Annotated in this window: 30 protein-coding genes; 19 read left to right on the forward strand and 11 right to left on the reverse strand. The window is 40.2% G+C overall.

Features of this window, described 5'->3' with window-relative positions:
* The first annotated feature begins 75 nt into the window (after positions 1–75).
* The 3 genes from NYE79_RS00590 to NYE79_RS00600 all read left to right on the forward strand — a co-directional run bounded on the left by NYE79_RS00590 (position 76) and on the right by NYE79_RS00600 (position 834).
* Positions 76–363, forward strand: coding sequence for a hypothetical protein (locus NYE79_RS00590; RefSeq protein WP_000542381.1), 288 nt, complete (start codon positions 76–78; stop codon positions 361–363).
* Positions 364–555: a hypothetical protein gene (locus NYE79_RS00595; protein ID WP_000177340.1), complete on the forward strand. Its 192-nt coding sequence runs from the start codon at positions 364–366 to the stop codon at positions 553–555.
* 66 nt (positions 556–621) lie between these two features.
* Entirely contained in the window at positions 622–834 is a 213-nt protein-coding gene (locus NYE79_RS00600; RefSeq protein ID WP_000710706.1) for a hypothetical protein, read from the forward strand.
* A gap of 286 nt (positions 835–1120) precedes the next feature.
* On the opposite strand, the gene NYE79_RS00605 is transcribed toward NYE79_RS00600, so the two are convergent.
* A complete protein-coding gene (locus tag NYE79_RS00605; protein ID WP_009013804.1) occupies positions 1121–1306 on the reverse strand; it encodes a hypothetical protein in 186 nt (61 codons plus the stop codon).
* 28 nt (positions 1307–1334) lie between these two features.
* On the opposite strand from NYE79_RS00605, the gene NYE79_RS00610 reads away from it, so the two are divergent.
* The 6 genes from NYE79_RS00610 to NYE79_RS00635 all read left to right on the forward strand — a co-directional run bounded on the left by NYE79_RS00610 (position 1335) and on the right by NYE79_RS00635 (position 4633).
* Positions 1335–1949, forward strand: a complete 615-nt coding sequence (locus NYE79_RS00610) for a CadD family cadmium resistance transporter (RefSeq protein WP_000250556.1) — start codon at positions 1335–1337, stop codon at positions 1947–1949.
* 11 nt (positions 1950–1960) lie between these two features.
* Entirely contained in the window at positions 1961–2299 is a 339-nt protein-coding gene (gene cadX, locus NYE79_RS00615; RefSeq protein ID WP_000711083.1) for a Cd(II)/Zn(II)-sensing metalloregulatory transcriptional regulator CadX, read from the forward strand.
* A 382-nt stretch (positions 2300–2681) separates the two neighbouring features.
* Positions 2682–2984 carry a TMEM175 family protein gene (locus NYE79_RS00620; RefSeq protein ID WP_025170364.1) on the forward strand — a complete coding sequence of 101 codons (303 nt, stop codon included), beginning with the start codon at positions 2682–2684 and terminating at the stop codon, positions 2982–2984.
* Entirely contained in the window at positions 2909–3250 is a 342-nt protein-coding gene (locus NYE79_RS00625) for a hypothetical protein (RefSeq protein WP_339293729.1), read from the forward strand. The genes NYE79_RS00620 and NYE79_RS00625 overlap by 76 nt, the downstream gene beginning before the upstream one ends.
* Before the next feature lie 13 nt (positions 3251–3263).
* Positions 3264–3587 (forward strand): potassium channel family protein, encoded by a 324-nt coding sequence (locus tag NYE79_RS00630; protein WP_001253404.1) that lies wholly within the window; start codon positions 3264–3266, stop codon positions 3585–3587.
* A complete protein-coding gene (locus tag NYE79_RS00635; protein WP_000126416.1) occupies positions 3584–4633 on the forward strand; it encodes a DUF389 domain-containing protein in 1050 nt (349 codons plus the stop codon). Before NYE79_RS00630 ends, NYE79_RS00635 begins: the two co-directional genes overlap by 4 nt.
* Before the next feature lie 535 nt (positions 4634–5168).
* Here the strand turns inward: NYE79_RS00635 and rpmG are convergent.
* The 4 genes from rpmG to NYE79_RS00655 all read right to left on the reverse strand — a co-directional run bounded on the left by rpmG (position 5169) and on the right by NYE79_RS00655 (position 6875).
* Complete coding sequence (rpmG, locus tag NYE79_RS00640; protein ID WP_001265622.1) at positions 5169–5318, reverse strand: 50S ribosomal protein L33; 150 nt, start codon at positions 5316–5318, stop codon at positions 5169–5171.
* A 15-nt stretch (positions 5319–5333) separates the two neighbouring features.
* The gene (gene rpmF / locus NYE79_RS00645) at positions 5334–5516 is read right to left on the reverse strand and encodes a 50S ribosomal protein L32 (protein ID WP_000290417.1); all 183 of its coding nucleotides are present in this window, start codon (positions 5514–5516) and stop codon (positions 5334–5336) included.
* Positions 5517–5664: 148 nt separating this feature from the next.
* Positions 5665–5865: a PTS ascorbate transporter subunit IIC gene (locus NYE79_RS00650; RefSeq protein ID WP_000796544.1), complete on the reverse strand. Its 201-nt coding sequence runs from the start codon at positions 5863–5865 to the stop codon at positions 5665–5667.
* A gap of 2 nt (positions 5866–5867) precedes the next feature.
* On the reverse strand, positions 5868–6875 hold the full coding sequence (locus tag NYE79_RS00655; protein ID WP_000136839.1) for an SPFH domain-containing protein: 1008 nt from the start codon (positions 6873–6875) through the stop codon (positions 5868–5870).
* Positions 6876–7059: 184 nt separating this feature from the next.
* On the opposite strand from NYE79_RS00655, the gene ilvD reads away from it, so the two are divergent.
* A complete protein-coding gene (gene ilvD, locus NYE79_RS00660) occupies positions 7060–8763 on the forward strand; it encodes a dihydroxy-acid dehydratase (protein WP_000137343.1) in 1704 nt (567 codons plus the stop codon).
* Between the two features lie 165 nt (positions 8764–8928).
* Here ilvD and NYE79_RS00665 read toward each other — a convergent pair whose 3' ends face one another.
* On the reverse strand, positions 8929–9270 hold the full coding sequence (locus tag NYE79_RS00665; protein ID WP_001204052.1) for a metal-sulfur cluster assembly factor: 342 nt from the start codon (positions 9268–9270) through the stop codon (positions 8929–8931).
* A 167-nt stretch (positions 9271–9437) separates the two neighbouring features.
* On the opposite strand from NYE79_RS00665, the gene hisS reads away from it, so the two are divergent.
* The 9 genes from hisS to NYE79_RS00710 all read left to right on the forward strand — a co-directional run bounded on the left by hisS (position 9438) and on the right by NYE79_RS00710 (position 16089).
* Positions 9438–10718, forward strand: a complete 1281-nt coding sequence (gene hisS / locus NYE79_RS00670; RefSeq protein WP_000775856.1) for a histidine--tRNA ligase — start codon at positions 9438–9440, stop codon at positions 10716–10718.
* Positions 10719–10861: 143 nt separating this feature from the next.
* Positions 10862–11065, forward strand: coding sequence for a helix-turn-helix transcriptional regulator (locus NYE79_RS00675; RefSeq protein ID WP_000916946.1), 204 nt, complete (start codon positions 10862–10864; stop codon positions 11063–11065).
* A complete protein-coding gene (locus tag NYE79_RS00680) occupies positions 11065–11268 on the forward strand; it encodes a hypothetical protein (RefSeq protein WP_001046117.1) in 204 nt (67 codons plus the stop codon). Before NYE79_RS00675 ends, NYE79_RS00680 begins: the two co-directional genes overlap by 1 nt.
* Positions 11265–11615 carry a PspC domain-containing protein gene (locus NYE79_RS00685; protein WP_001206592.1) on the forward strand — a complete coding sequence of 117 codons (351 nt, stop codon included), beginning with the start codon at positions 11265–11267 and terminating at the stop codon, positions 11613–11615. The genes NYE79_RS00680 and NYE79_RS00685 overlap by 4 nt, the downstream gene beginning before the upstream one ends.
* An 18-nt stretch (positions 11616–11633) precedes the next feature.
* On the forward strand, positions 11634–12368 hold the full coding sequence (locus tag NYE79_RS00690; RefSeq protein ID WP_000730203.1) for a DUF3169 family protein: 735 nt from the start codon (positions 11634–11636) through the stop codon (positions 12366–12368).
* Between the two features lie 9 nt (positions 12369–12377).
* Positions 12378–13019, forward strand: coding sequence for a type II CAAX endopeptidase family protein (locus NYE79_RS00695; protein ID WP_000771221.1), 642 nt, complete (start codon positions 12378–12380; stop codon positions 13017–13019).
* 17 nt (positions 13020–13036) lie between these two features.
* Entirely contained in the window at positions 13037–13255 is a 219-nt protein-coding gene (locus tag NYE79_RS00700) for a hypothetical protein (protein ID WP_000832174.1), read from the forward strand.
* Between the two features lie 151 nt (positions 13256–13406).
* Positions 13407–15170 (forward strand): aspartate--tRNA ligase, encoded by a 1764-nt coding sequence (gene aspS / locus NYE79_RS00705; protein ID WP_251464430.1) that lies wholly within the window; start codon positions 13407–13409, stop codon positions 15168–15170.
* On the forward strand, positions 15148–16089 hold the full coding sequence (locus NYE79_RS00710) for a YitT family protein (protein ID WP_000806299.1): 942 nt from the start codon (positions 15148–15150) through the stop codon (positions 16087–16089). Before aspS ends, NYE79_RS00710 begins: the two co-directional genes overlap by 23 nt.
* Positions 16090–16122: 33 nt before the next feature.
* Here NYE79_RS00710 and NYE79_RS00715 read toward each other — a convergent pair whose 3' ends face one another.
* From NYE79_RS00715 to NYE79_RS00735, 5 genes are all read right to left on the reverse strand, one after another.
* Entirely contained in the window at positions 16123–17109 is a 987-nt protein-coding gene (locus NYE79_RS00715) for a LacI family DNA-binding transcriptional regulator (protein WP_216728780.1), read from the reverse strand.
* A 9-nt stretch (positions 17110–17118) separates the two neighbouring features.
* Positions 17119–17919: a DUF1189 family protein gene (locus NYE79_RS00720; protein ID WP_070657032.1), complete on the reverse strand. Its 801-nt coding sequence runs from the start codon at positions 17917–17919 to the stop codon at positions 17119–17121.
* A gap of 180 nt (positions 17920–18099) precedes the next feature.
* Positions 18100–18942: a sugar ABC transporter permease gene (locus NYE79_RS00725; RefSeq protein ID WP_001065651.1), complete on the reverse strand. Its 843-nt coding sequence runs from the start codon at positions 18940–18942 to the stop codon at positions 18100–18102.
* A gap of 1 nt (position 18943) precedes the next feature.
* On the reverse strand, positions 18944–20236 hold the full coding sequence (locus NYE79_RS00730) for a sugar ABC transporter permease (protein ID WP_042901962.1): 1293 nt from the start codon (positions 20234–20236) through the stop codon (positions 18944–18946).
* A 124-nt stretch (positions 20237–20360) separates the two neighbouring features.
* A complete protein-coding gene (locus NYE79_RS00735) occupies positions 20361–21629 on the reverse strand; it encodes an extracellular solute-binding protein (protein WP_000095456.1) in 1269 nt (422 codons plus the stop codon).
* Positions 21630–21709 lie beyond the last annotated feature (80 nt).

Genomic DNA, 21709 nt, shown 5'->3' on the forward strand with positions numbered 1-21709 from the left:
AATTAGATTTTGTCTGTTAAATTTTTGGAACGTAGCTCAATATGCTACAACGTTCTTATTAGGAGGGGAAGGGTAATGGGTTATAGTCAACAAGTATTAGACATGCTCCAGCAAACAGTCAGTGGTCAGATTGATAATTTTTGGGATTTTTCCTTTACGTTTAACGCTCTTTTTGGAGAAGATGCGGAATTTTCCGAGGCTTGGGATAATGAAAACTCTGAAATGTTTGACGCTCTCAATGACTTTGAGTTGATGATATTTTTAGAGGAACATGATCCAAGCGACAAACAAGGTTTTATCGATTTCTTAACACCTTACTACGAAAAAGCAAAGCAATTAGCCAATATTGAAAGGAATATTTAAATGACACTCTGGAAATTTAACCGTACAGATGTAATTATCACGTTAAAAAATGGCGCGGTAGTTAGAGGATTTGTAGAAGACTATTGTGACGCCTCTGACAATGACGAGGAGATTGACTCCTTGCTGGTAGATGTTGATGGAACTCTTTATGAATATTTTGAAGATGAAATCGTCAGCATCATAGAAAGCTAGTAGTGGGAATAGAATCTAAGGAAAAAATCTTGTTTGTTGAGATTGTTTTAGTTGGGATGGTCCTATATGAAAAAGGATGAAATTAAAAAATATTTAGACAAAGATCTTGAATTTAATTATAATAGCCGAGGTGCTTGCTTTTTATCGAGTATATGTGTAGTTGGTTATGATTATGAAGGTCAGCAGTTTGATACAATTGATGAAGCTATGGAAGCTAAAGTATTTGACGGGAAAAGCTTAGTAGATATATGGGATGAAGTTTTTCCACAAGTTTTTTAAAATGAAAAGCACCTTTGATGAACTGCACCCCAAAAGTTAGATTTTTTCTGTCTAACTTTTGGGGTGCAGTTCAAATGTATGAGATATTTTTAGTTTTGATTTAATTTCGATATTTTTCCGGAAAATACTTATTTTTCGGAAAGTCAAGATTTTGTTATTATTTATGATATACTGGTACCGTAATTATATCCTTACAGAGGTTAAGTAAGGGTTTCAGTACACGTCAATAGATGTCAAAATATTGATTTTAAGCGATTTTTGATTTTTGGAAACTCATTATATCGCACTACAAATCAATAAAAACTCTACCTTTTACTCTACCTTTTTTAGATAAATATATCATCTGGATATTGAAGTTAAGCCCTGCTATCATTTCGATGGCAGGGCTTTTTAATGTTTGGGACACTACCTTCTTATCTATATTTTGATGGAGCTGAAGTTGACATCTACAAAGTTTAATGTTAAAATACATTCAAAAATATATTTGAATGAGGTGCTTTATGGTTCAAAATGTTGTTACTTCAATAATCCTGTATTCTGGGACAGCCGTAGACTTACTTATTATCCTAATGTTATTTTTTGCCAAAAGAAAAAGCAGAAAAGACATCATTAACATCTATTTAGGACAATTTCTAGGCTCTGTTAGTCTAATATTGCTAAGTTTACTTTTTGCATTTGTCTTAAATTATATTCCTAGTAAAGAGATTTTAGGTTTGCTCGGTTTGATTCCAATTTTCCTAGGACTCAAAGTTTTGCTTTTAGGAGATTCTGATGGAGAAGCTATTGCAAAAGATGGTTTGCGCAAAGATAATAAAAACCTGATTTTTCTAGTCGCTATGATTACTTTTGCAAGTTGTGGTGCTGACAATATTGGTGTTTTTGTCCCATATTTTATTACCTTAAATTTAGCGAATTTGATAGTGGCTTTACTTACCTTTCTAGTCATGATTTATCTCTTGGTTTTTTCTGCCCAAAAATTGGCACAAGTCCCTTCTGTTGGAGAAACTTTGGAAAAATATAGCAGATGGTTTATTGCCGTTGTTTATTTAGGACTGGGGATGTATATCCTGATTGAAAACAACAGCTTTAACATGCTAAGGACTGTGTTCGGCTAGGAGAAAAAATTATGAAAAAAGATAGTATCTGCCAAGTGAATATTATAAATCAGCAAAATGTTACAACCGCAACGAACTACCTTGAAAAGGAAAAAGTCCAAAAATCACTTCGTATTTTATCAAAGTTTACCGATAATAAACAGATAAATATCATCTTTTATCTCCTTGCTGTTGAAGAACTCTGTGTCTGTGATATAGCCTGTTTACTAAATCTCAGTATGGCATCTGCCTCCCACCATCTTCGTAAACTAGCCAATCAAAACATCTTGGATACTAGAAGAGAGGGGAAAATTATATATTATTTTATAAAAGATGAGGAAATCAAAGACTTTTTTAATCAACTAGGATAACAACTATTTTTACTACTTTATCATGATTATATATAGGACTTATCTATGAAATTTTTTGATAAAAATTACTCACATGAAAGACTACTCGTAGCAAATCTTTAAGAAAAAAGTATAATTTAAAGCAAAGCGACCTAGGTAATGCAGGTCAAGTTAGCCAAGTTTAAAAGGGAGAAATCTGAAAGAAAATGTATCTTTGATAGTAGTCATTTATTGTGAAATATGATATATTTATTAATTAGATGGATGAATACTTCTAGAGTTAAATATAGCATAATAGGGACAGACTTTTTGGTTTATTTTTGTTTGTAGTCGGATTATGAAAGAATATCCAATATTATGCGATAAGATAGAATGTTACAAAAAAGAAAGGGGATGCAATCTGATGAAGAAAGATAGATTAATTGCATTGACAGATGCTGTTCTAGCAATTATTATGACCATTTTGATTTTAGAGTTAGAAAAACCAACGACACCAAGTCTTCAAGCTTTTTGGGATTTACGGCAAAATTTCTTTGCTTATTTTCTTTCCTTTTTCTGGTTGGGATCGTTATGGATGGCACTAAACACATTATGGGAAAAGGTTGAGAAAATTTCCTCAGAAATTATTTGGTGGAATTTGTTTCTACTCTTGGAGCGGCAGGAGTTCTCTTTGGAGAATTTCATGCCATCCAAGATACCAGTCTGAATGATGTGGTGGACCGGATCTATATAAATGTCAAGGATTTACCGTTTCAGTCCTTGGGAGCTTTAGCTAATATCCTGTCTGATGTTAAGAAGGGACTGATTCAAGACAGTCATATCTGGTCTTTCTTCCAGTCATTTTTCAAACAATATCAGTTGATGATCAGCTTAAATCAGATCTATCAGTTTGTCTATCTTTCTCTGATGGAGATCATGTCCTATCTTCACTTTGATTATTGGAAAAAACGGCTCGGTCAGGAGCTAGTATGAATAAGGAGAACAAATGAGACGTTTAAAAATGTTATGGCATATTATACAGGTTACGGGTTTTACTCGGTTTGCTCTGAGTTTTGTGACCTTTGTTTTTGGGTCAGGAGGCGTGCTTTTCCTAGTTGAACCTGCTATCACAAATTACGGAGACGGTCTTTGGTATGCTTTTGTGACTTCGACGACTGTCGGCTACGGGGATCTCCTAGCTGTGACCTTGATTGGAAGGATTACCAGTGTCTTCTTGACGATTTATGGGCTCATATTTTTTGGCTGTTTATCAGCTGTTATTATTAATTATTATACCGATTTAAATAAGGAAAGAGGAGAGGACAAATGACTGCCAATTATTCAACACGGGAATACCGTGAGAAATTATACGATGACCTTCATGTTCGATTGAGAGATACAGCGATTTTGATGTGTGCAATTTTTATTGCCTCTATCGGTCTAAATATGAATTCAACAGCTGTTATTATTGGAGCCATGTTAATTTCACCTCTCATGACACCGATTGTTGGACTGGGATTCGGTTTAGCTATTTTTGATACGCGTTTAATCAAGCAATCTCTAGAGGTTTTATTGACTCAAGTGTTGGTCAGTTTGCTTGTCTCGACTCTGTATTTCTGGATTTCTCCCTTGTCTTATGCAAGTAGCGAGTTGATCGCACGAACCTCTCCAACCATTTGGGATGTTCTCATTGCTATTGCTGGTGGGATTGCTGGTGTGATCGGTTCAAGGAAAAAAGAAGCAAACAATATCGTGCCAGGAGTAGCCATTGCTACAGCTTTGATGCCGCCTATCTGTACTGCTGGCTATGGTTTAGCTAATGGGAATGTACGATTTTTATTGGGGGCTCTCTATCTTTTCTTGATCAACTGTGTCTTTATCATGCTAGCCAACATTGTTGGAACAAGAATTTTGATGAGAAAATCTCCTTTAACTTCATTTAAAGAGCTGAGCATTAAAATGAGAATTGGCTTGATTTCTTTGATTGTATTGTTGATTCTTCCAGCTAGCTATTCGGCAGTTACTCTGACAATAGAACAAGCGCGCAAAGAAGGGATCAAACAGTTTGTAGGAAAAGAGTTCGCCAATTATACGGTTATTAATCAAGTCTACAAGTCAAGTAACAATGAATTGGTCTTGACGGTTGTTGGAGATCCGATTTCAGAAGAAGAATTAGAAACACTCCACCAAAAACAAGCCTCTTACGGTATTCAATCTGTTCAATTGAAAGTGAATCAAGTTCAGAACTCGCCAACATTAGATAGTGAAGCGACCAAGGAATTTTATGAAAACATTGACAAGTATATTGATCAAAAACTCTCTGAAAAAGATTCACAAAACGATCTCGTAAAAGAAAATGAAGCAGACAAGGATTGAGGACAATGAACTGAATCGGTTTTTACGCCGTGTTTTTCTTGTATCTTCCTCTTTCTTACTTATAGCAGGTTGTTTTTGCTTGAATAAGAAATAAATTAGAAGTTCTATCATCTAAGAAAAATGATGAAAAAAATCATTTAACTAATGGTGTGAACGTTTAGTGTTTATCAGCTCCATTCTCTGTAATTTTGGGGGTAAAATCCACACCATTTAGATAAAATTAGTTGAATTTGATTGGAAAAACGCTTTTATAAAAGCGGAGAAAAGTCTTGATATTACGCTGTTTTTAGTCCAACTGAAATTCATACTTTCCAAACCAGGTCTTACGATTTGTAAGTAAAAGAGCAAATAAAAAAGAGGAGCTTGACACTAAAGTTCCTCTTCTTTTTAAATAAACGAATCAGTTTCTTATTACATAAAAGGTAGTGAAAAAGGTAGTGATTCGATTGATTCATATCGCAATGTAGTGAAATTTCGAAATTCAAGAATTGCTTTAAATCAAGGTTTCTAAAGTCTACTGACGTGTAGTGAACCCTTATTTAACCTCTGTAAACACAACGTGTTTGCGAAGTTTTGGTGAGTATTTCTTCAATTGAAGACGGTCTGGAGTGTTACGTTTGTTTTTAGAAGTAAGGTACAAGCGTTCACCAGATTCTTTGTGTTCAAGTGTGATATTTACGCGCATGGTATCTCCCTTCTATTATTCAGCTGATGCAGCTTTAGCGATTTTACGTCCTTTGTAGTATCCTTTAAGTGATACGCGGTGAGAACGTGAGTAATCTCCAGTAGTTTCGTCAAAGTTTACAGATGGAGCTGTTACTTTGTAGTGTGTACGACGTTTGTTTTTCTTCGCTTTTGAGGTGCGACGTGCAGGTACTGCCATTTTGATTTCTCCTTTTAAGATATAATTCAGTTAGGTTTGATTTTCATCAACTTTAATAGTATATCAAAACTTTTTTGTAAAGTAAAGTTACTTGACAAAAAAAAGATGAAAAAATTCTCCTGTCCGATCTAGCAGACAGGAGAAGGTGTTAAATATCAATCTCAAATGGTTCGTCAATGGTTTCTGATACGTATTTTCCGTCTTTCTTCCGTTGCTTGACACACTCTGTAAGGAGATATTCGATTTGCCCATTGACTGAACGAAAGTCGTCTTCTGCCCATGATGCGAGTGCAGCGTATAACTTTGTTGAGAGTCGAAGGGGAATCTGCTTTTTTTTAGCTTCAGCCATCTTTAGTAAAGACTTCCTGCGTTGACAATTGGTTGTGCATCATGATTACCACAGAGAACGACTAGGAGATTTGAAACCATGGCAGCTTTTCGTTCTTCGTCAAGTTCTACCAATTCTCCTTCATTGAGACGTTCTAGTGCCATTTCAACCATTCCCACAGCGCCGTCTACAATCATCTTACGGGCATCAATAATGGCAGATGCTTGTTGGCGTTGAAGCATAACAGCTGCAATTTCTGGTGCATAAGCTAGATAAGTGATACGTGCTTCAAGGATTTCCAAGCCAGCATCTTCTACGCGACTTTGGATTTCTTCACGAATACGGTTAGCTACAATTTCACTAGAGCCACGGAGACTACCTTCATCTGCTTGTCCATCCCCTGTAGTATCTACATTAGGAGACACATCGTAAGGATAGATGCGGACAATATTACGAAGGGCGCTATCACACTGCAATGAGAGATATTCTTTATAGTTATCAACGTTGAAGACTGCTTTGGCTGTATCGACAACTCTCCAAGTTACCGCAATTCCAATTTCAACAGGGTTACCTAAGCAATCGTTAATCTTTTGACGGGAATTGCTCAAAGTCATAACTTTGAGGGAAATCTGTTTCTTGCCAATTTCAAGGTTTACATCATTGCCATTTGATGATTTCATTCCTGAAAAAGGAGATTTTGTGCTAACATCACCACTTTGACCAAGTCGAGTGTGGTTTGCAGGGTTGACTGCTATGCTAAAAGGATTGACAAAGTAAAAACCAGGTTCTTTGATGGTACCTGTATAATTACCAAAGAGGGTCAAAACCAGAGCTTCCTGAGGTTTGACAACTTTTAAACCAGCATGAGCTAGAACTGAAATTAAGATTAATAAAAGACCGATAATAATTCCAAAAACGTTTTCCGAACCAGCACCCATTATAAATATAAAGATACCAAGTACGAGTGTCAACTCAATGAGAATCAATGCGAATACACCATTTGGTTTTGAATTGATGAGTTTTTCAGTCATAAGAACGACCTCCTGCTATATGATATCTAAATGATATCACTTTGTTTTAGAAAGTCAAGAAATAAATGTAACATTATTAAAGAAAATATTACTGTATAGAATTTTCTGAAAATTCAAGAATTTTCTTCTGTTCATTGCCTTTAAAATGTGCTATAATAGTAAAAACTGAAACGGGAGGGATAAGATGACTGAATTAGATAAACGTCACCGCAGTAGCATTTATGACAGCATGGTTAAATCACCAAACCGTGCTATGCTTCGAGCGACTGGTATGACAGATAAGGACTTTGAAACACCGATTGTGGGAGTGATTTCGACTTGGGCGGAAAATACACCATGTAACATCCACTTGCATGATTTCGGGAAATTGGCTAAAGAAGGTGTCAAATCTGCGGGAGCTTGGCCTGTACAGTTTGGAACCATTACCGTAGCGGACGGGATTGCCATGGGAACGCCTGGTATGCGTTTCTCTCTAACATCTCGTGATATCATCGCAGACTCAATCGAAGCGGCTATGGGTGGTCACAACGTGGATGCCTTTGTCGCTATCGGTGGCTGTGATAAGAACATGCCTGGTTCTATGATTGCTATTGCTAATATGGATATCCCGGCTATTTTCGCCTATGGTGGGACTATTGCACCGGGAAATCTTGATGGCAAAGATATTGACTTGGTTTCTGTTTTTGAGGGAATCGGGAAATGGAACCACGGTGACATGACAGCTGAGGACGTGAAACGTCTTGAATGTAATGCCTGCCCTGGCCCTGGTGGCTGTGGTGGTATGTATACTGCTAATACCATGGCGACTGCTATCGAAGTTCTCGGTATGAGTTTGCCAGGATCTTCATCTCACCCAGCTGAATCAGCTGACAAGAAAGAAGATATCGAAGCAGCAGGACGAGCTGTTGTCAAGATGCTGGAGCTTGGTCTCAAACCATCAGATATCTTGACTCGTGAAGCTTTTGAAGATGCCATCACTGTCACTATGGCTCTCGGTGGTTCTACAAATGCCACTCTTCACTTGCTTGCCATTGCCCATGCGGCTAATGTTGACTTGTCACTTGAGGACTTCAATACGATCCAAGAACGTGTGCCTCACTTGGCTGACTTGAAACCATCTGGTCAGTATGTCTTCCAAGACCTCTATGAAGTCGGTGGTGTGCCTGCTGTTATGAAGTACCTGTTGGCAAATGGATTCCTTCATGGCGACCGTATCACATGTACTGGTAAGACAGTCGCTGAAAACTTGGCTGACTTTGCAGACCTCACACCAGGCCAAAAAGTCATTATGCCACTTGAAAATCCAAAACGTGCAGATGGTCCGCTTATCATCTTGAACGGGAATCTTGCCCCTGATGGTGCGGTTGCCAAAGTATCAGGTGTTAAAGTGCGTCGTCACGTTGGACCAGCTAAGGTCTTTGACTCAGAAGAAGATGCGATTCAGGCTGTCTTGACAGATGAAATCGTTGATGGCGATGTTGTCGTTGTTCGTTTTGTTGGACCTAAGGGTGGTCCTGGTATGCCTGAGATGCTGTCACTTTCATCCATGATCGTTGGTAAAGGTCAAGGAGACAAGGTTGCCCTCTTGACAGACGGACGCTTCTCTGGTGGTACTTATGGTCTGGTTGTTGGACATATCGCTCCTGAAGCTCAGGACGGTGGACCGATTGCCTACCTCCGTACAGGCGATATCGTTACGGTTGACCAAGATACCAAAGAAATTTCTATGGCCGTATCCGAAGAAGAACTTGAAAAACGTAAGGCAGAAACAACCTTGCCACCACTTTACAGCCGTGGTGTTCTCGGTAAATATGCCCATATCGTATCATCTGCTTCACGTGGAGCCGTGACAGACTTCTGGAATATGGACAAGTCAGGTAAAAAATAAACTCATACTCTTCGAAAATCTCTTCAAACCACGTCAACGTCGCCTTGCCGTACTCAAGTACAGCCTGCGGCTAGTTTCCTAGTTTGCTCTTTGATTTTCATTGAGTATCAAAAAGCAAGCCATCTTCGGCTTGCTTCTTTTTATCTTCAAAAGTGATTTGCCTCATTAACGAGGTGGCAGTCCAAGGGCAATACGGCCGTAGCGACTGATTCGTGTGATCTTCCAGGCAGGCGACCAGGTAACTTCAACCTTGACATCTTCGATACCCTCGATTTGTTTCAGACCTGCGACGATTTCAATAGGCAGGCTTTCGGCGCAATCGCAGGCGGTGTCGGTGAAGGTCATGACAATCTTGCAGAGGCCTGTTTCGTCCAGATTGATTTCATAAATCAGTCCTAGATTGTAAACATCCAATTCCACATCTGTATCAAAAACCTTCTCTAGTTTTTCGATAATTTGGTCTTGCAAGGCCAAAGCGCGGTCATTGATTTTGATATCGTCTCTCATAACAGTCCCTCCACGTGATAAATATCCTCTATTTTCTCATAATTCTGACAATTTGGCAAGTTTTTGATGAATTTTCTGAAAAGACTCTCTTGCGATTTTCTCCTCTCACTGTTTTAATCCCTCTATTTATGGTAAAATAAGACTATTAAGTTTAAAGAGGATTCCCTATGAAATTACAAAAACCAAAAGGAACGCAGGATATCTTGCCTGCTGAATCTGCCAAGTGGCAGTACGTTGAGGGCTTTGCCCGTGAAATTTTCAAGCGCTATAACTATGCAGAAGTGCGCACACCTATTTTTGAGCATTACGAGGTCATCAGTCGCTCTGTCGGAGATACAACGGATATCGTAACCAAGGAAATGTACGATTTTTATGACAAGGGTGACCGCCATATTACCCTCCGTCCAGAAGGAACTGCGCCCGTTGTCCGCTCTTATGTGGAAAATAAACTCTTCGCACCAGAAGTGCAAAAGCCAAGTAAGTTCTATTACATGGGCCCTATGTTTCGTTATGAGCGTCCACAGGCAGGGCGTTTACGCCAATTCCACCAGATTGGTGTTGAGTGTTTTGGCTCTAGCAATCCAGCTACCGATGTGGAGACCATCGCTATGGCAGCTCATTTCTTGAAAGAAATCGGTATCCAAGGTGTCAAATTGCATCTTAACACTCTTGGAAATCCTGAGAGTCGTGCGGCTTACCGTCAAGCCTTGATTGATTATTTGACACCGCTCAAGGAGACCTTGTCTAAGGATAGCCAACGTCGTTTGGAGGAAAATCCTCTCCGTGTCTTGGACTCTAAGGAAAAAGAAGACAAGGTGGCAGTAGAAAATGCACCGTCTATCTTGGATTTCCTTGATGAAGAAAGCCAAGCTCATTTTGATGCTGTCCGTCAGATGTTGGAAAATCTTGGAGTAGACTATATCATCGATACCAATATGGTACGTGGTCTGGACTACTACAACCACACCATTTTCGAGTTTATCACTGAGATCGAGGGTAATGACTTGACAGTCTGTGCGGGTGGTCGCTACGATGGCTTAGTTGCTTATTTTGGTGGTCCTGAGACTGCTGGATTTGGATTTGGTCTTGGTGTAGAACGTCTACTTCTCATCCTTGAAAAGCAAGGGGTGGCCCTCCCTATCGAGAATGCCCTAGATGTTTATATCGCAGTCTTGGGTGAAGGAGCAAATGTTAAGGCCTTGGAATTGGTACAAACCCTTCGCCAACAAGGATTCAAAGCAGAGCGTGATTACCTCAACCGGAAGCTCAAAGCTCAGTTCAAGTCAGCCGATATCTTTGCGGCTAAGACCCTCATCACTCTCGGAGAGAGCGAAGTCGAAAGCGGACAAGTGACAGTTAAGAACAACCAAACACGAGAAGAAGTGCAAGTGTCGCTTGATGCTATTAGCCAAAACTTCTCAGAAATCTTTGAAAAATTAGGCTTTTAATAGTAGAAAAACTGGTCAGGACCTTACTCCTGACCGTTTTCTTTTGCAAAATGACAAAAATCATAAACTTTTTGACAAATATACTTGTCAAAAAGAAAAAGATGTGTTACAATGTAAGCAAGTTAAGAGTGAAGGAGAAAGGAATGCTTAAAAATCGTTTAAAAGAGCTTCGGGCTCGCGATGGTCTCAATCAAACCGAACTGGCCAAGTTAGCAGGAGTTTCCAGACAGACCATTAGCCTACTAGAACGGGATGAATATACCCCGTCCATTGTGATCGCCCTGAAGATTTCGCATATATTCAATGAACCAGTCGAGTCAGTCTTTCGCTTAGAGGAGGATGAGTGATGAACAAGTATAAAGTGATTTATTATCTATCTATAGTTGTGTTTATCGTTAATCTTTTGGCTATGATCGGAAGCCTATTTGGTTGGTTTACAATTGTTGAAAGTAAATATCTCTTCTGGATTAACATAGTTTTACTATTAGTCTTTAGATGGGTAGAGAGAAAAATAAAATTCAAAAAGGTTGAAAAAGGAGAAAAGTCATGAGAGAGTTTTTAGCAGGTTTTCAAATCGATACTGAGCACAAAGAACTTTCGGGTGTTTGTGCAGGTTTAGGAAATTATTTTAACATTCAAGCCAATATCGTTCGTTTGGTGACAGTCTTGCTGTTTCTCTCTTCGACAGAGATTGGGATTATAACAGTAACTCTCTATGCCTATCTAGCAGGTTGGCTTGGGAATGAACCCTTGGGAGATGGAGCAAAAAAAGCTAGAAATCAAGTTATTCTCTTACTTGCTGTTTGTTTGATTTTGGTGTCACTTGGAACAGAAGGCTTAACAGCTATTTATGAATCAGGTAAAGTGTTTGGTCAGTGGTTAGTTGGATTGGTTTAGTTTAGAAAGAGTATGAATATGAAAAAGAAACGTGGATTGTTATTTTTAATGGCTGTTATCTTGGGAGGCTTCTTGGGCATGTTTGCAGGGATGTTTAAGGCCTATACCGAAAACTACGGAACCATTTTAGATGTCAAAACCGTGACTCCATGGATATCATCTATTTGTTTACTGTTAGGTTTCATTAGTATGTTTTTGACTTTCGATTTCTTAAAGAAAAGCAGAAAATTTCACTCCTTGTATCAAGAGGAAATGGATGATGATCTGAATGAAACCTATTATGTACAAATGTATCGTAATCTCGAGTTTGGAACTATTGCTTTTAATAGTGCAGGCGTAGCGATTTTTTTGGCTCTTTTCATCTCAGGTAGTGAAGTAATTGTACTAAATATCAGCTATATAACCTTATCTCTTTCTTTTTTGGCATTAGTGATGATTTTCAGTGCTCAAAAATATCTCTATAAGACCATTGCGATCGTTCGTCAGTTTGATTTGGAATTCTTCTCTACACCAAAAGATGTCTTGGACTATATAAACTCCTACGATGAAGGGGAGCGCAAGGCTAATTTAGAACAGAGTTTTCGAATTTTATTCCAATTAAACCAGTATGTCTTGCCAGCTCTCTATTTTCTAATCGTTCTCTTTTCCTTACTGACAGGAGAGATTCAGTTACTAGCCTTCTTGCTTGTAGGAGCGATCCATATTTATATCAATGTGATGCAATTACCTATGGTAAAACGTTATTTCAAATAGGAGTCTTTTATGAAACTACTTAAAAATCTTGGCTGGTTTCTTCTAGCTGTTCTATCCTTTTTCTTTGGCTATGGTCTGGTTCAGAGTATGGCTTTATCAGCGCTTGACCTAGGGGCTTCAATCTTTGGAGTCTTGCCACTTTATGTTGTCCTGTCAGGGGCCTATGTTTATGGAGTTTACAGATGGTATCAGACAGAAAAGGTTAGCATCCAGACGACGGTTTTTAATCGTTATATCTGGTTGCCTACTCTGGTTTTGCTAGTGGCGATTACAGCCCAGTTCTTTTTGCCAGAAGATCCGTCAGTCAATCAACAAATCGTATCTCAACTGACAGTCGCACAGCCTGTATTTGGTTTCTTTATGGTGGTAGTCTTTGCTCCTCTGACGGAAGAACTCATCTTTAGAGGGATGTTAGCGCGCTATCTCTTTCCTAAGCAGAACAACGGCAAACAGACAGCTCTGTTTCTCCTCGTATCGAGTGTGCTTTTTGCCTTGATTCATTTTCCAGGGACTTTACAACAGTTTTTAGTTTATGCTAGTCTGGGATTGAGTTTGGGTCTGGCTTATGTGAGTCGAAAAGGTCTTCTTTACAGCATTTCTCTCCACGCTTTGAATAATTTAATCGGCTTTTTGATGATACTCATGCTATAATAGAGTCAGGAGGTCACATGAAACGAGTAATTTTATTAGCAGTGATACAGGCGGTCGTTCTCTTCTTTATCATCGGGGCACTTGCCTATGCCTTTAAAGGCGATTTCTTTTACAACTATCTAGCAATTGTCTTTGCGCCTATTGCAGGTGTCTTGCGTTTTGCTTCGGCTTATGCGACGGAGATTGTTCTACCTAAAAAGGCAGCCGAGATTGCTGAAAAGCGTAAAAAAGGTTAAGAATCATAATCAGAGAATCCGATGACGTTTTCATCGGATTTTTTGTCTGTTCGTTTTGATTTCTAAAGACAATCAAACTTTTCTGCTGATTTTCATGAAGAGCCTGCGCTTTTATGGTAAAATAGTAACAGAATAAAAGAGGAGAGAAAACATGAAACGTAGTATGTATGCTGGTCGTGTTCGTGAGGAACATATCGGACAAGAAATTACCTTGAAAGGATGGGTTGGCCGTCGTCGTGACCTGGGTGGTTTGATCTTTATCGACCTTCGTGACCGTGAAGGGATTATGCAGTTGGTTATCAACCCTGAAAAAGTTTCTGCAGAGGTTATGGCAACAGCTGAAAGCCTTCGTAGCGAATTTGTCATCGAGGTGACTGGGAAAGTCGCTGCGCGTGAGCAAGCCAATGATAAATTGCCGACTGGTGCGGTTGAGTTGAACGTGACAGCTTTGACGGTGCTTAATACAGCCAAAACAACACCTTTTGAGATTAAAGATGGGATTGAGGCCAATGACGATACACGTTTGCGTTACCGTTACCTTGACCTTCGTCGTCCAGAAATGCTAGAAAACCTTAAGCTTCGTGCCAAGGTGACCCACTCTATCCGTAATTACTTGGATGAGTTGGAGTTTATCGATGTGGAGACGCCATTCCTTTCGAAGTCAACGCCAGAAGGGGCGCGTGACTATTTGGTGCCATCTCGTGTCAATAAAGGGCATTTCTACGCTCTTCCTCAAAGTCCACAAATCACTAAGCAATTGTTGATGAATGCTGGTTTCGACCGCTATTACCAAATCGTCAAATGTTTCCGTGATGAGGACTTGCGTGGTGATCGTCAGCCTGAGTTCACCCAGGTCGACTTGGAAACATCCTTCCTTACGGAGCAAGAAATCCAAGATATTACAGAAGGCTTGATTGCGCGCGTGATGAAAGAAACCAAAGGCATCGAAGTAACTCTTCCATTTCCTCGTATGAAGTATGATGATGCTATGGCCTTTTACGGTTCTGATAAGCCAGATACTCGTTTTGATATGTTGCTTCAGGACTTGACAGAAGTGGTTAGAGGTGTTGATTTCAAAGTCTTTTCAGAAGCACCTGCCGTTAAAGCTATTGTGGTCAAAGGAGCTGCGGATAACTACTCACGTAAAGACATTGACAAGATGACTGAAGTAGCTAAACAGTACGGTGCTAAAGGTCTTGCTTGGGTCAAGGTTGTGGATGGAGAATTAAACGGACCAGTTGCCAAGTTCTTGACTGGGATCCAAGCAGAATTGACTGCAGCACTTGGTCTTGAAGATAAGGACTTGGTTCTCTTTGTGGCGGATACGCTTGAAGTGGCCAATGCAACACTAGGCGCCCTTCGTGGCCGTATCGCCAAAGAGCTTGGCTTGATTGATAACGATAAGTTCAACTTCCTTTGGGTGGTTGATTGGCCAATGTTTGAATGGTCTGAAGAAGAAAGTCGCTACATGAGCGCCCACCATCCATTTACTCTTCCACAGGAAGAAACAGCTCACGAATTAGAAGGTGATTTGGCTAAGGTTCGAGCCATTGCCTACGATATCGTTTTGAATGGTTATGAGCTTGGTGGTGGTAGTCTTCGTATCAACCAAAAAGACCTTCAAGAACGCATGTTTAAGGCTCTTGGTTTCTCAGCTGAAGAAGCAAATGACCAGTTTGGCTTCCTTCTTGAAGCCATGGACTATGGTTTCCCACCCCACGGTGGCTTGGCTATCGGTCTTGACCGTTTTGTGATGCTCTTAGCAGGAGAAGAAAATATTCGTGAAGTCATTGCCTTTCCTAAGAACAATAAGGCAACAGACCCAATGACTCAAGCTCCATCAACAGTCGCTCTCAAACAACTAGAGGAACTCAGCTTACAAGTAGAAGAAGATGAAACAAGCAAAACGAATTAAGCGGTGGCGCTATTATCTGCGCCGCTTTGCTTATCAGATAAAAATCTTACGAGTTTTACAAAGTATCTCTCGGGAAAAATATGATGAGAAAGTATCGGCCTCTCTGGTTTATGGCTTTTTGTCAGCAGTAGCAGTCAATTTCTTTTTTCAACCAGGGCACGTTTACTCCAGTGGCGCGACAGGTCTGGCACAGATTATCTCTGCCTTGAGTAATCACTGGTTTGGTTTTTATATTCCGATATCGCTAACCTTTTATGCTATCAATTTTCCGTTGATGATTTTGGCTTGGTATCAGATTGGGCATAAGTTTACAATCTTTACCTTTATTACAGTATCCATGAGTTCCCTCTTTATCCAGCTTGTGCCAGTTGTGACCTTGACAGAGGATCCCATCATCAATGCTCTTTTTGGGGGTGTTGTCATGGGCTTGGGGATTGGTTTTGCGCTCCGTAACAATATTTCTAGCGGAGGTACAGATATCGTCAGTCTGACCATTCGAAAGAAAACGGGTAAGAATGTCGGCAGTATTTCTTTCCTGGTAAATGGGACCATCATGCTGATAGCAGGTTTGACCTTTGGTTGGAAATACGCCCTCTACTCCATGATTACCATCTTTGTCTCCAGTCGTGTGACAGACGCGGTCTTTACAAAGCAAAAGCGCATGCAGGCCATGATTGTGACCAATAATCCTGACAAGGTAATCGCAAAAATCCATAAAAAATTGCACCGCGGAGCAACCATGATCCACGATGCAGAAGGAACCTATAATCATGAGAGAAAAGCAGTTCTGATTACGGTTATCACACGAGCAGAGTTTAATGATTTTAAACACATCATGAAACAGGTTGATCCGACAGCCTTTGTCTCTGTATCCGAAAATGTCCACATCCTAGGACGATTCGTAGAAACAGACAATTAATAATACTCAAAAGACCAGCCTTGGGGCTGGTCTTTATTTTTCGATAATTTTGTGTCCGATCAACTGGCGGTAACAAATCTGTTTATTGTTTTTAGCATCGTTGATGATCTGGAGAATGGTTTCAAAGGAAACGCGCCCAAGTTCCAGGCTATTGATATCGACATAAGCTACGAGGTCAAGTCGAGGATTGACAGAGTCAAAACTCAAGACAGGAACAGTTAACTGATGCTTACTGATGTAGTCACAAACTCCTTCTGCTAGGAGACTGTCAGTGGTGATGATAGCATCAATCTGCGGATCGTGATTGAACAGGAGTTCACTGAACTGATACCCTTTTTCTTCTAGAAATTCGGTCGCAAAGTAGGTTAAGTTGGTATCAATCGGAAGTTGGTGTTGTTTGAGTGCAGACTCATAGCCAGTTAGACGATCTTGTGTTACGAAGAGTCTCTTTGTCCCCCCGATGAAGGCAATTCGTTTGCATCCTTTTTTGATGAAATACTCTGTTGCATCAAAGCCCGCTTGTACATTGTCATTATCAACAAGAGGGATAAAGGGTGAAGTGGATTTTCCGAGAATGAGGAAAGGGAACTGCTCATCGGCTACTAGTTTGACCAGAGGATCCTCTTCCTCAGCGTAGAGGAAAATCAAACCGTCAACACGCTTGCCATAAACCATCTGAGAAATTGCTTTGAGACGTTCTTTCTCATCTTTCCCCGTTGCAATTTGAATAGCGTAGTGGTTTTCAGACGCGACTTGGGCGATCCCTCGAAGGACAGATGGGAAGAAAGGATTTTGGTAAAAGGCATCCGAGTCGTCAGGGAGCACCAGGCCGATAACCTGAGTATAGCTACTTACCAAGCTACGAGCATTGAGGTTGGGATGGTAGTTGAGCTCCTTCATAGCCTTGCGCACTCGTTTTTTGGTTTCATCACTAATCGTTGATTTATTTTGAATGACGCGGGTAACAGTGGAAGGTGAGACACCTGCTGCTTTAGCCACATCTTTAATCGTCACGGGCATAAAAATCTCCTATTTATGATAATCTGGATCACGGAAATGTGTCTTGTAAAAAATAGTGACCAGATAAAGAACAAAAAGAATGTTTTGTACAGTGATAAGGGTTGCCATATTTTGGCCAAAAAGTCCCAAAATAAGCGTAATCAGAGTGGGTAATCCTAAACAGTTCAAGATAAAGTGGTAGCACTCTTTAAAGGTCCTAAATGAAAAGAGGCGTGATTTTTTGGTGATATAAAGGAGAAGACTAGCTCCAAGAGAGACAATGAAGAAATTCAATCCAAAGAGGAAGCTTGCACCAAGAACGAGAAAGAGACTGATATAGACCCGATTTTGTTGGTACCAATCTTTAGAAATGGCCTGGGTTAGATCTTCCTTACTCTGGAAACTCTCCGTTTGAATCGCGTGGTAGCGAATGCGAGTCAGTTCCTTACTTTCCTTACTGATGACGAGTTCTTCCGTATCAAAATGAAGTTGCAAGTCCTTTGGCAATTCTTTGCTTTGGCTCGGGCCAATCAAAAGAGAAGGCTGCTGATTCTTCGTACCTGAGTAGTTCAGCTTTCCATCAACGATTTGTGCATTCTCTGACAAGTCCATGATGGCTTCATCTGTCAGTGGAGTGTAGACATTATCGATAAAGGTATCCAGTGGATACGTTTCCTGTGAGCTGTTTTGAATGGCAATCGGAACCATAGACAAACTGATGAGGAAAATGCTCGTAAAGAGAAGCTGAAACCAGTTGAGGCCGAAACGTTTTGATAGGGGTTTGCGAAATCCCCAGATACTAGAGAAATACGAGAATGGATATGGAAGCATAGGCATCTTTCTAAAAGTGTTTTCTATATGAGTATTATTATATAGAGAAATGTGCTTTATTTCAAGTCTAGGAAATCAATTATGTATTGAAAGAGGGTTTCAATAAGATTTGTAGAAGGGTGTCCAATCTTGTAGCTTTAGCAACAAGCTCCAAAATGAAAAAAGGGTGGCGGGGATAGATTATCCCTTGTCGCCACCACTTGTAAGTCCTGAAACAAAGTTCTTTTGTAAGAAGAAGAAGAGAATACAGATTGGAAGGGCGATGAGGATAGCACCTGCTGAGAAGTAGGCAATCTTCAAGTTCTTCACATTGCTAACGAAGGTTTGGAGACCAACGGCAACTGTAAAGTATTCTTTCTCACGAAGCAAGAAACTAGAGAGGATATAGTCTCCGAAAGGTCCCATGAAGGCCCAGAGGGCTTGTACCGCAACCATTGGGCGAACAAGAGGGAGGACGATTTGCCAGAAGCGACGGAAGTGTCCTGCACCATCAAGTTTTGCTGATTCATCAAGAGACATTGGTACGGTATCAAAGTAACCTTTCATCAACCAAGCGTTCATAGGGATACCACCACCGACATAGAGGAAGATGAGGAACCAGCTATGGTTAAGGGCGTTCAACATAAGTGCCATAACGAAGAAGGCGGTCAAAGCAGCCATAGTTGGCACCATTTGGATGATCAAGAAGAAGACCAAACTTTGTTTTCGAGCCAAGAAGTTGTATCGGCTGTAGGCATAACCAGCAAGTACGATGATGCTGGTTTGGACAGCCATGGTAATCAAGGCGATGATCAAGGTATTGAGATACCAAGTGCCGTACAAGGTTTCAGTGAAGAGTCCTTTAAAGTTATCAAAACTAAAATCGACGTTACCATCTAGTTTAAAGGCTACGACGTTACCAGACTTGAAGGCTGACATAATGGTAATCAAAAGTGGATAAATAATGACGATTGATAAGCCAATCAAGTAGAGGTAAGTGAGGGTTTGAGTCAGTCTACGTTTGAGTTTGATTGAGTTATTCATCTTAGACGTCCTCCATATCAAATGCGTGTAGTTTCTTGAATGCAATCATAGAGATAGAGATGACAATGATGGAGATAATCAAAGTAACAGCTGCCGCCATAGAGTATTGTGGGGCTGTACCTGTTGTCAAACGGTAAATCCATGAAATCAAGATATCAGTTGAACCGGCTCCACCACCAACACTACCAGGTCCTCCACCATTGAAGAGGTACATGATAGAGAAGTTGTTAAAGTTGAAGGTGTATTGGCTAATCAATGTTGGAGCTGCAACAGCCAAGATCATTGGGAAAGTGATGTTGCGGAATTTTTGCCAAGCATTGGCACCATCGATGTAAGCCGCTTCGTAGAGGTCGTTAGGAATAGACTGCAAGATACCCAAGGTCAAAACGTAGATGTATGGGAATCCTAGCCAACCTTGCATCATAATCAAGGCAATCTTAGTCCAAGTCGGATCGGTTTTCCAAGGGATAAGAGCTCCATCTAGGAAAGGAAGAACCTTAGACAAAAGAGGCAAGACTTGGGTGTTGATGGCACCAACACTATCATTAAACATGTTTGAGAATGTCAAGATAGTGATGAAGGCTGGAACTGCCCAAGGAAGAAGGAAAATAACACCGAAGATACGTTTTCCTTTGATAAATGGTTGGTTGGCAATGATTGCAGTAAAGATACCAATGACAATCTGCAAAGTAGAAGCAGATAGAGCCCAGATAATGGTCCAAGAAAGAACGGAACCAAAGGCTGAACGGAAGGTACTCAAACTCCAGATGTTTGTGAAGTTCGTTAAACCAACCCAGTCCAACAATTTGTTTGGTGGCAAGTGTTGGAAGTCGTAGTTGGTAAAGGCAATCATCAAGGTTACGATAACAGGGAAGATAATTGCAAATGTCATCGCTACATACGATGGGATGATTAAAAGGTATGGGAATCCATTTTCATAAATGCCTTTAATCATGTCCTTGAAGGTACGAGCTACGGGAATACCGTTGTTGATACGTTTAGCAGTCGTATGTGCATCCTTAATATTAAAGATGTAAAAGAGCAAGTAAACGACAACAAAGATAGAATGGAAAGCACCGCGAATCAGCATGAACAGTGAATTATCACGGCCAGGTTTGTCACCAAGGGTGATCAAATTGCTCAATTCAGGGGTTGCAAGTGTTAGAAAATACAGAACAAATAGAACAGTAATGCCAAGGAAAATAAATCCTTTAGCTTTTTGTTTGTTATAGATTTGTCCTAAACCAGGAATGATTGACAGCAAGGCTGCTTTGCGAGGCTGTTGTTTTTCCATGATTACTCCTTTCATAGGATGCGAGTTTAAACTCGGATTCAATCGTAAGATACGTACATCTGATAAGAAGCATATCTATAAATTCAAAGGGGGATTTTGCTTCCACCCCCCTTGAACAATTCAATTAGTTACCAAATTTTTGTTGGATTGTTTCCTTGATCAATGTTACAGCATCGTTAGCAGCTGTTTTCGCATCTTTCTTACCACTTACAGCATCAAAGAGCATAGTTTTTGCTGGATCCCAAACTGTTGACATTTGTGAGATGTTTGGCATTGGTTGAGCGTTCTTGAACTGTTTGATAACAGCTGTAGTCAACTCATCGTTTTTGCCTTCAGCATAAGTACGAGCCTCAGTGTTAGCTGGGATTTCATTGGTTGCATCGTAGAATGCTTTTTGTTGTTCAGTTGAAACTAGGAAGTCTACAAATTTTTGAGCGCCTTCAAGGTTCTTAGTGCTTGATGGGATGATCCAAGCTTTACCACCACCGAATGCTGCGTAATCTTTACCGTTTGGAAGAGTTGGGATAGTCGCAACACCGTAGTTTACTTTAGCATCTTTAAAGGATTGAGCTTTCCAAGGACCATCGATGATAGCAGCTGTTTTGCCTTCTTGGAATTGAGTTTGGATCAAGTTACCAGCACCTTCAGTATCTTGCATACCTTTAGGCCATTTTTCGTACCAAGATTTAGCGTATTCGATACCTTTGATTGCTCCGTCGTTTGCAAGACCGATATCTTTAGGATCTTTACCATTTTGACCGAATACATAACCACCGTTACCAGCAAGGAGTCCGTATGCGTAGTAGAAGTTTGTCCAGTCAGCTAGGAAGGCAGTAGTTTTGCCATCTTCACCAGCGAAAGCATATTTGCTATCTTTAGCAAGGTTTTCTAAGTCAGCGAAAGTTTTTGGAGCTTCTTTTAGCAAGTCTTTGTTGTAGTACATTACGAGAGACTCGATAACGGCTGGAGCACCATAGACTTTACCACCAACAGTTACAAGAGATTTAGTAGTATCGTCTGTTTTCGCACCATCACTAAGAGTTACTTCTGAAAGTTGTCCGTCAGTACCAAGGCTACCTACACGGTCGTATGGAGCCATCATAACATCAGGGGCTTTACCAGATTGGTTGTCAAGTGAAAGGTTATCAAGACCACCCATTTGGTCTCCAGTTTTGATCGTAACTTTTACGCCAGATTCTTTTTCGTAAGCTTTTGCAGCTGATTCAGCGAAGGCTTTATATTGGTCTTCAACGTAGAAAGTGATTTCTTGTGCTTCTGAAGAGCTAGTATCAGCTGCTTTGTCAGCAGATTTGCTTCCGCAAGCTACCAAGAGCAAGCTAGCGAGAGTAGCAGTTCCGAGCACAGCAGCGCTCTTCATAAATTTAGATGACATAGTGTATTCCTCCTAAAGAATAACAGTATAATTTATTTAGAAAACGCAAACGTTTTCTTTTATGAGCCTAGTATAGCACA

This window comes from Streptococcus sp. FSL W8-0197 (genome assembly GCF_037963785.1).
GTDB lineage: Bacteria > Bacillota > Bacilli > Lactobacillales > Streptococcaceae > Streptococcus > Streptococcus oralis_CQ.

Coding starts and splice junctions, on each gene's coding strand:
- NYE79_RS00665 (WP_001204052.1), bottom strand. CDS start 9,270: ATGAGAGACGATATCAAAATCAATGACCGCGCTTTGGCCTTGCAAGAC.
- NYE79_RS00715 (WP_216728780.1), bottom strand. CDS start 17,109: ATGCCCGTGACGATTAAAGATGTGGCTAAAGCAGCAGGTGTCTCACCT.
- NYE79_RS00595 (WP_000177340.1), top strand. CDS start 364: ATGACACTCTGGAAATTTAACCGTACAGATGTAATTATCACGTTAAAA.
- NYE79_RS00695 (WP_000771221.1), top strand. CDS start 12,378: ATGAAACTACTTAAAAATCTTGGCTGGTTTCTTCTAGCTGTTCTATCC.
- aspS (WP_251464430.1), top strand. CDS start 13,407: ATGAAACGTAGTATGTATGCTGGTCGTGTTCGTGAGGAACATATCGGA.
- NYE79_RS00730 (WP_042901962.1), bottom strand. CDS start 20,236: ATGGAAAAACAACAGCCTCGCAAAGCAGCCTTGCTGTCAATCATTCCT.
- NYE79_RS00700 (WP_000832174.1), top strand. CDS start 13,037: ATGAAACGAGTAATTTTATTAGCAGTGATACAGGCGGTCGTTCTCTTC.
- NYE79_RS00605 (WP_009013804.1), bottom strand. CDS start 1,306: ATGTATTTTAACATTAAACTTTGTAGATGTCAACTTCAGCTCCATCAA.
- NYE79_RS00690 (WP_000730203.1), top strand. CDS start 11,634: ATGAAAAAGAAACGTGGATTGTTATTTTTAATGGCTGTTATCTTGGGA.
- NYE79_RS00600 (WP_000710706.1), top strand. CDS start 622: ATGAAAAAGGATGAAATTAAAAAATATTTAGACAAAGATCTTGAATTT.
- NYE79_RS00655 (WP_000136839.1), bottom strand. CDS start 6,875: ATGACTGAAAAACTCATCAATTCAAAACCAAATGGTGTATTCGCATTG.
- rpmG (WP_001265622.1), bottom strand. CDS start 5,318: ATGCGCGTAAATATCACACTTGAACACAAAGAATCTGGTGAACGCTTG.
- NYE79_RS00675 (WP_000916946.1), top strand. CDS start 10,862: ATGCTTAAAAATCGTTTAAAAGAGCTTCGGGCTCGCGATGGTCTCAAT.
- cadX (WP_000711083.1), top strand. CDS start 1,961: ATGAAAAAAGATAGTATCTGCCAAGTGAATATTATAAATCAGCAAAAT.
- NYE79_RS00725 (WP_001065651.1), bottom strand. CDS start 18,942: ATGAATAACTCAATCAAACTCAAACGTAGACTGACTCAAACCCTCACT.
- ilvD (WP_000137343.1), top strand. CDS start 7,060: ATGACTGAATTAGATAAACGTCACCGCAGTAGCATTTATGACAGCATG.
- NYE79_RS00650 (WP_000796544.1), bottom strand. CDS start 5,865: ATGGCTGAAGCTAAAAAAAAGCAGATTCCCCTTCGACTCTCAACAAAG.
- NYE79_RS00680 (WP_001046117.1), top strand. CDS start 11,065: ATGAACAAGTATAAAGTGATTTATTATCTATCTATAGTTGTGTTTATC.
- rpmF (WP_000290417.1), bottom strand. CDS start 5,516: ATGGCAGTACCTGCACGTCGCACCTCAAAAGCGAAGAAAAACAAACGT.
- NYE79_RS00620 (WP_025170364.1), top strand. CDS start 2,682: ATGAAGAAAGATAGATTAATTGCATTGACAGATGCTGTTCTAGCAATT.
- hisS (WP_000775856.1), top strand. CDS start 9,438: ATGAAATTACAAAAACCAAAAGGAACGCAGGATATCTTGCCTGCTGAA.
- NYE79_RS00630 (WP_001253404.1), top strand. CDS start 3,264: ATGAGACGTTTAAAAATGTTATGGCATATTATACAGGTTACGGGTTTT.
- NYE79_RS00720 (WP_070657032.1), bottom strand. CDS start 17,919: ATGCTTCCATATCCATTCTCGTATTTCTCTAGTATCTGGGGATTTCGC.
- NYE79_RS00635 (WP_000126416.1), top strand. CDS start 3,584: ATGACTGCCAATTATTCAACACGGGAATACCGTGAGAAATTATACGAT.
- NYE79_RS00685 (WP_001206592.1), top strand. CDS start 11,265: ATGAGAGAGTTTTTAGCAGGTTTTCAAATCGATACTGAGCACAAAGAA.
- NYE79_RS00735 (WP_000095456.1), bottom strand. CDS start 21,629: ATGTCATCTAAATTTATGAAGAGCGCTGCTGTGCTCGGAACTGCTACT.
- NYE79_RS00590 (WP_000542381.1), top strand. CDS start 76: ATGGGTTATAGTCAACAAGTATTAGACATGCTCCAGCAAACAGTCAGT.
- NYE79_RS00710 (WP_000806299.1), top strand. CDS start 15,148: ATGAAACAAGCAAAACGAATTAAGCGGTGGCGCTATTATCTGCGCCGC.
- NYE79_RS00610 (WP_000250556.1), top strand. CDS start 1,335: ATGGTTCAAAATGTTGTTACTTCAATAATCCTGTATTCTGGGACAGCC.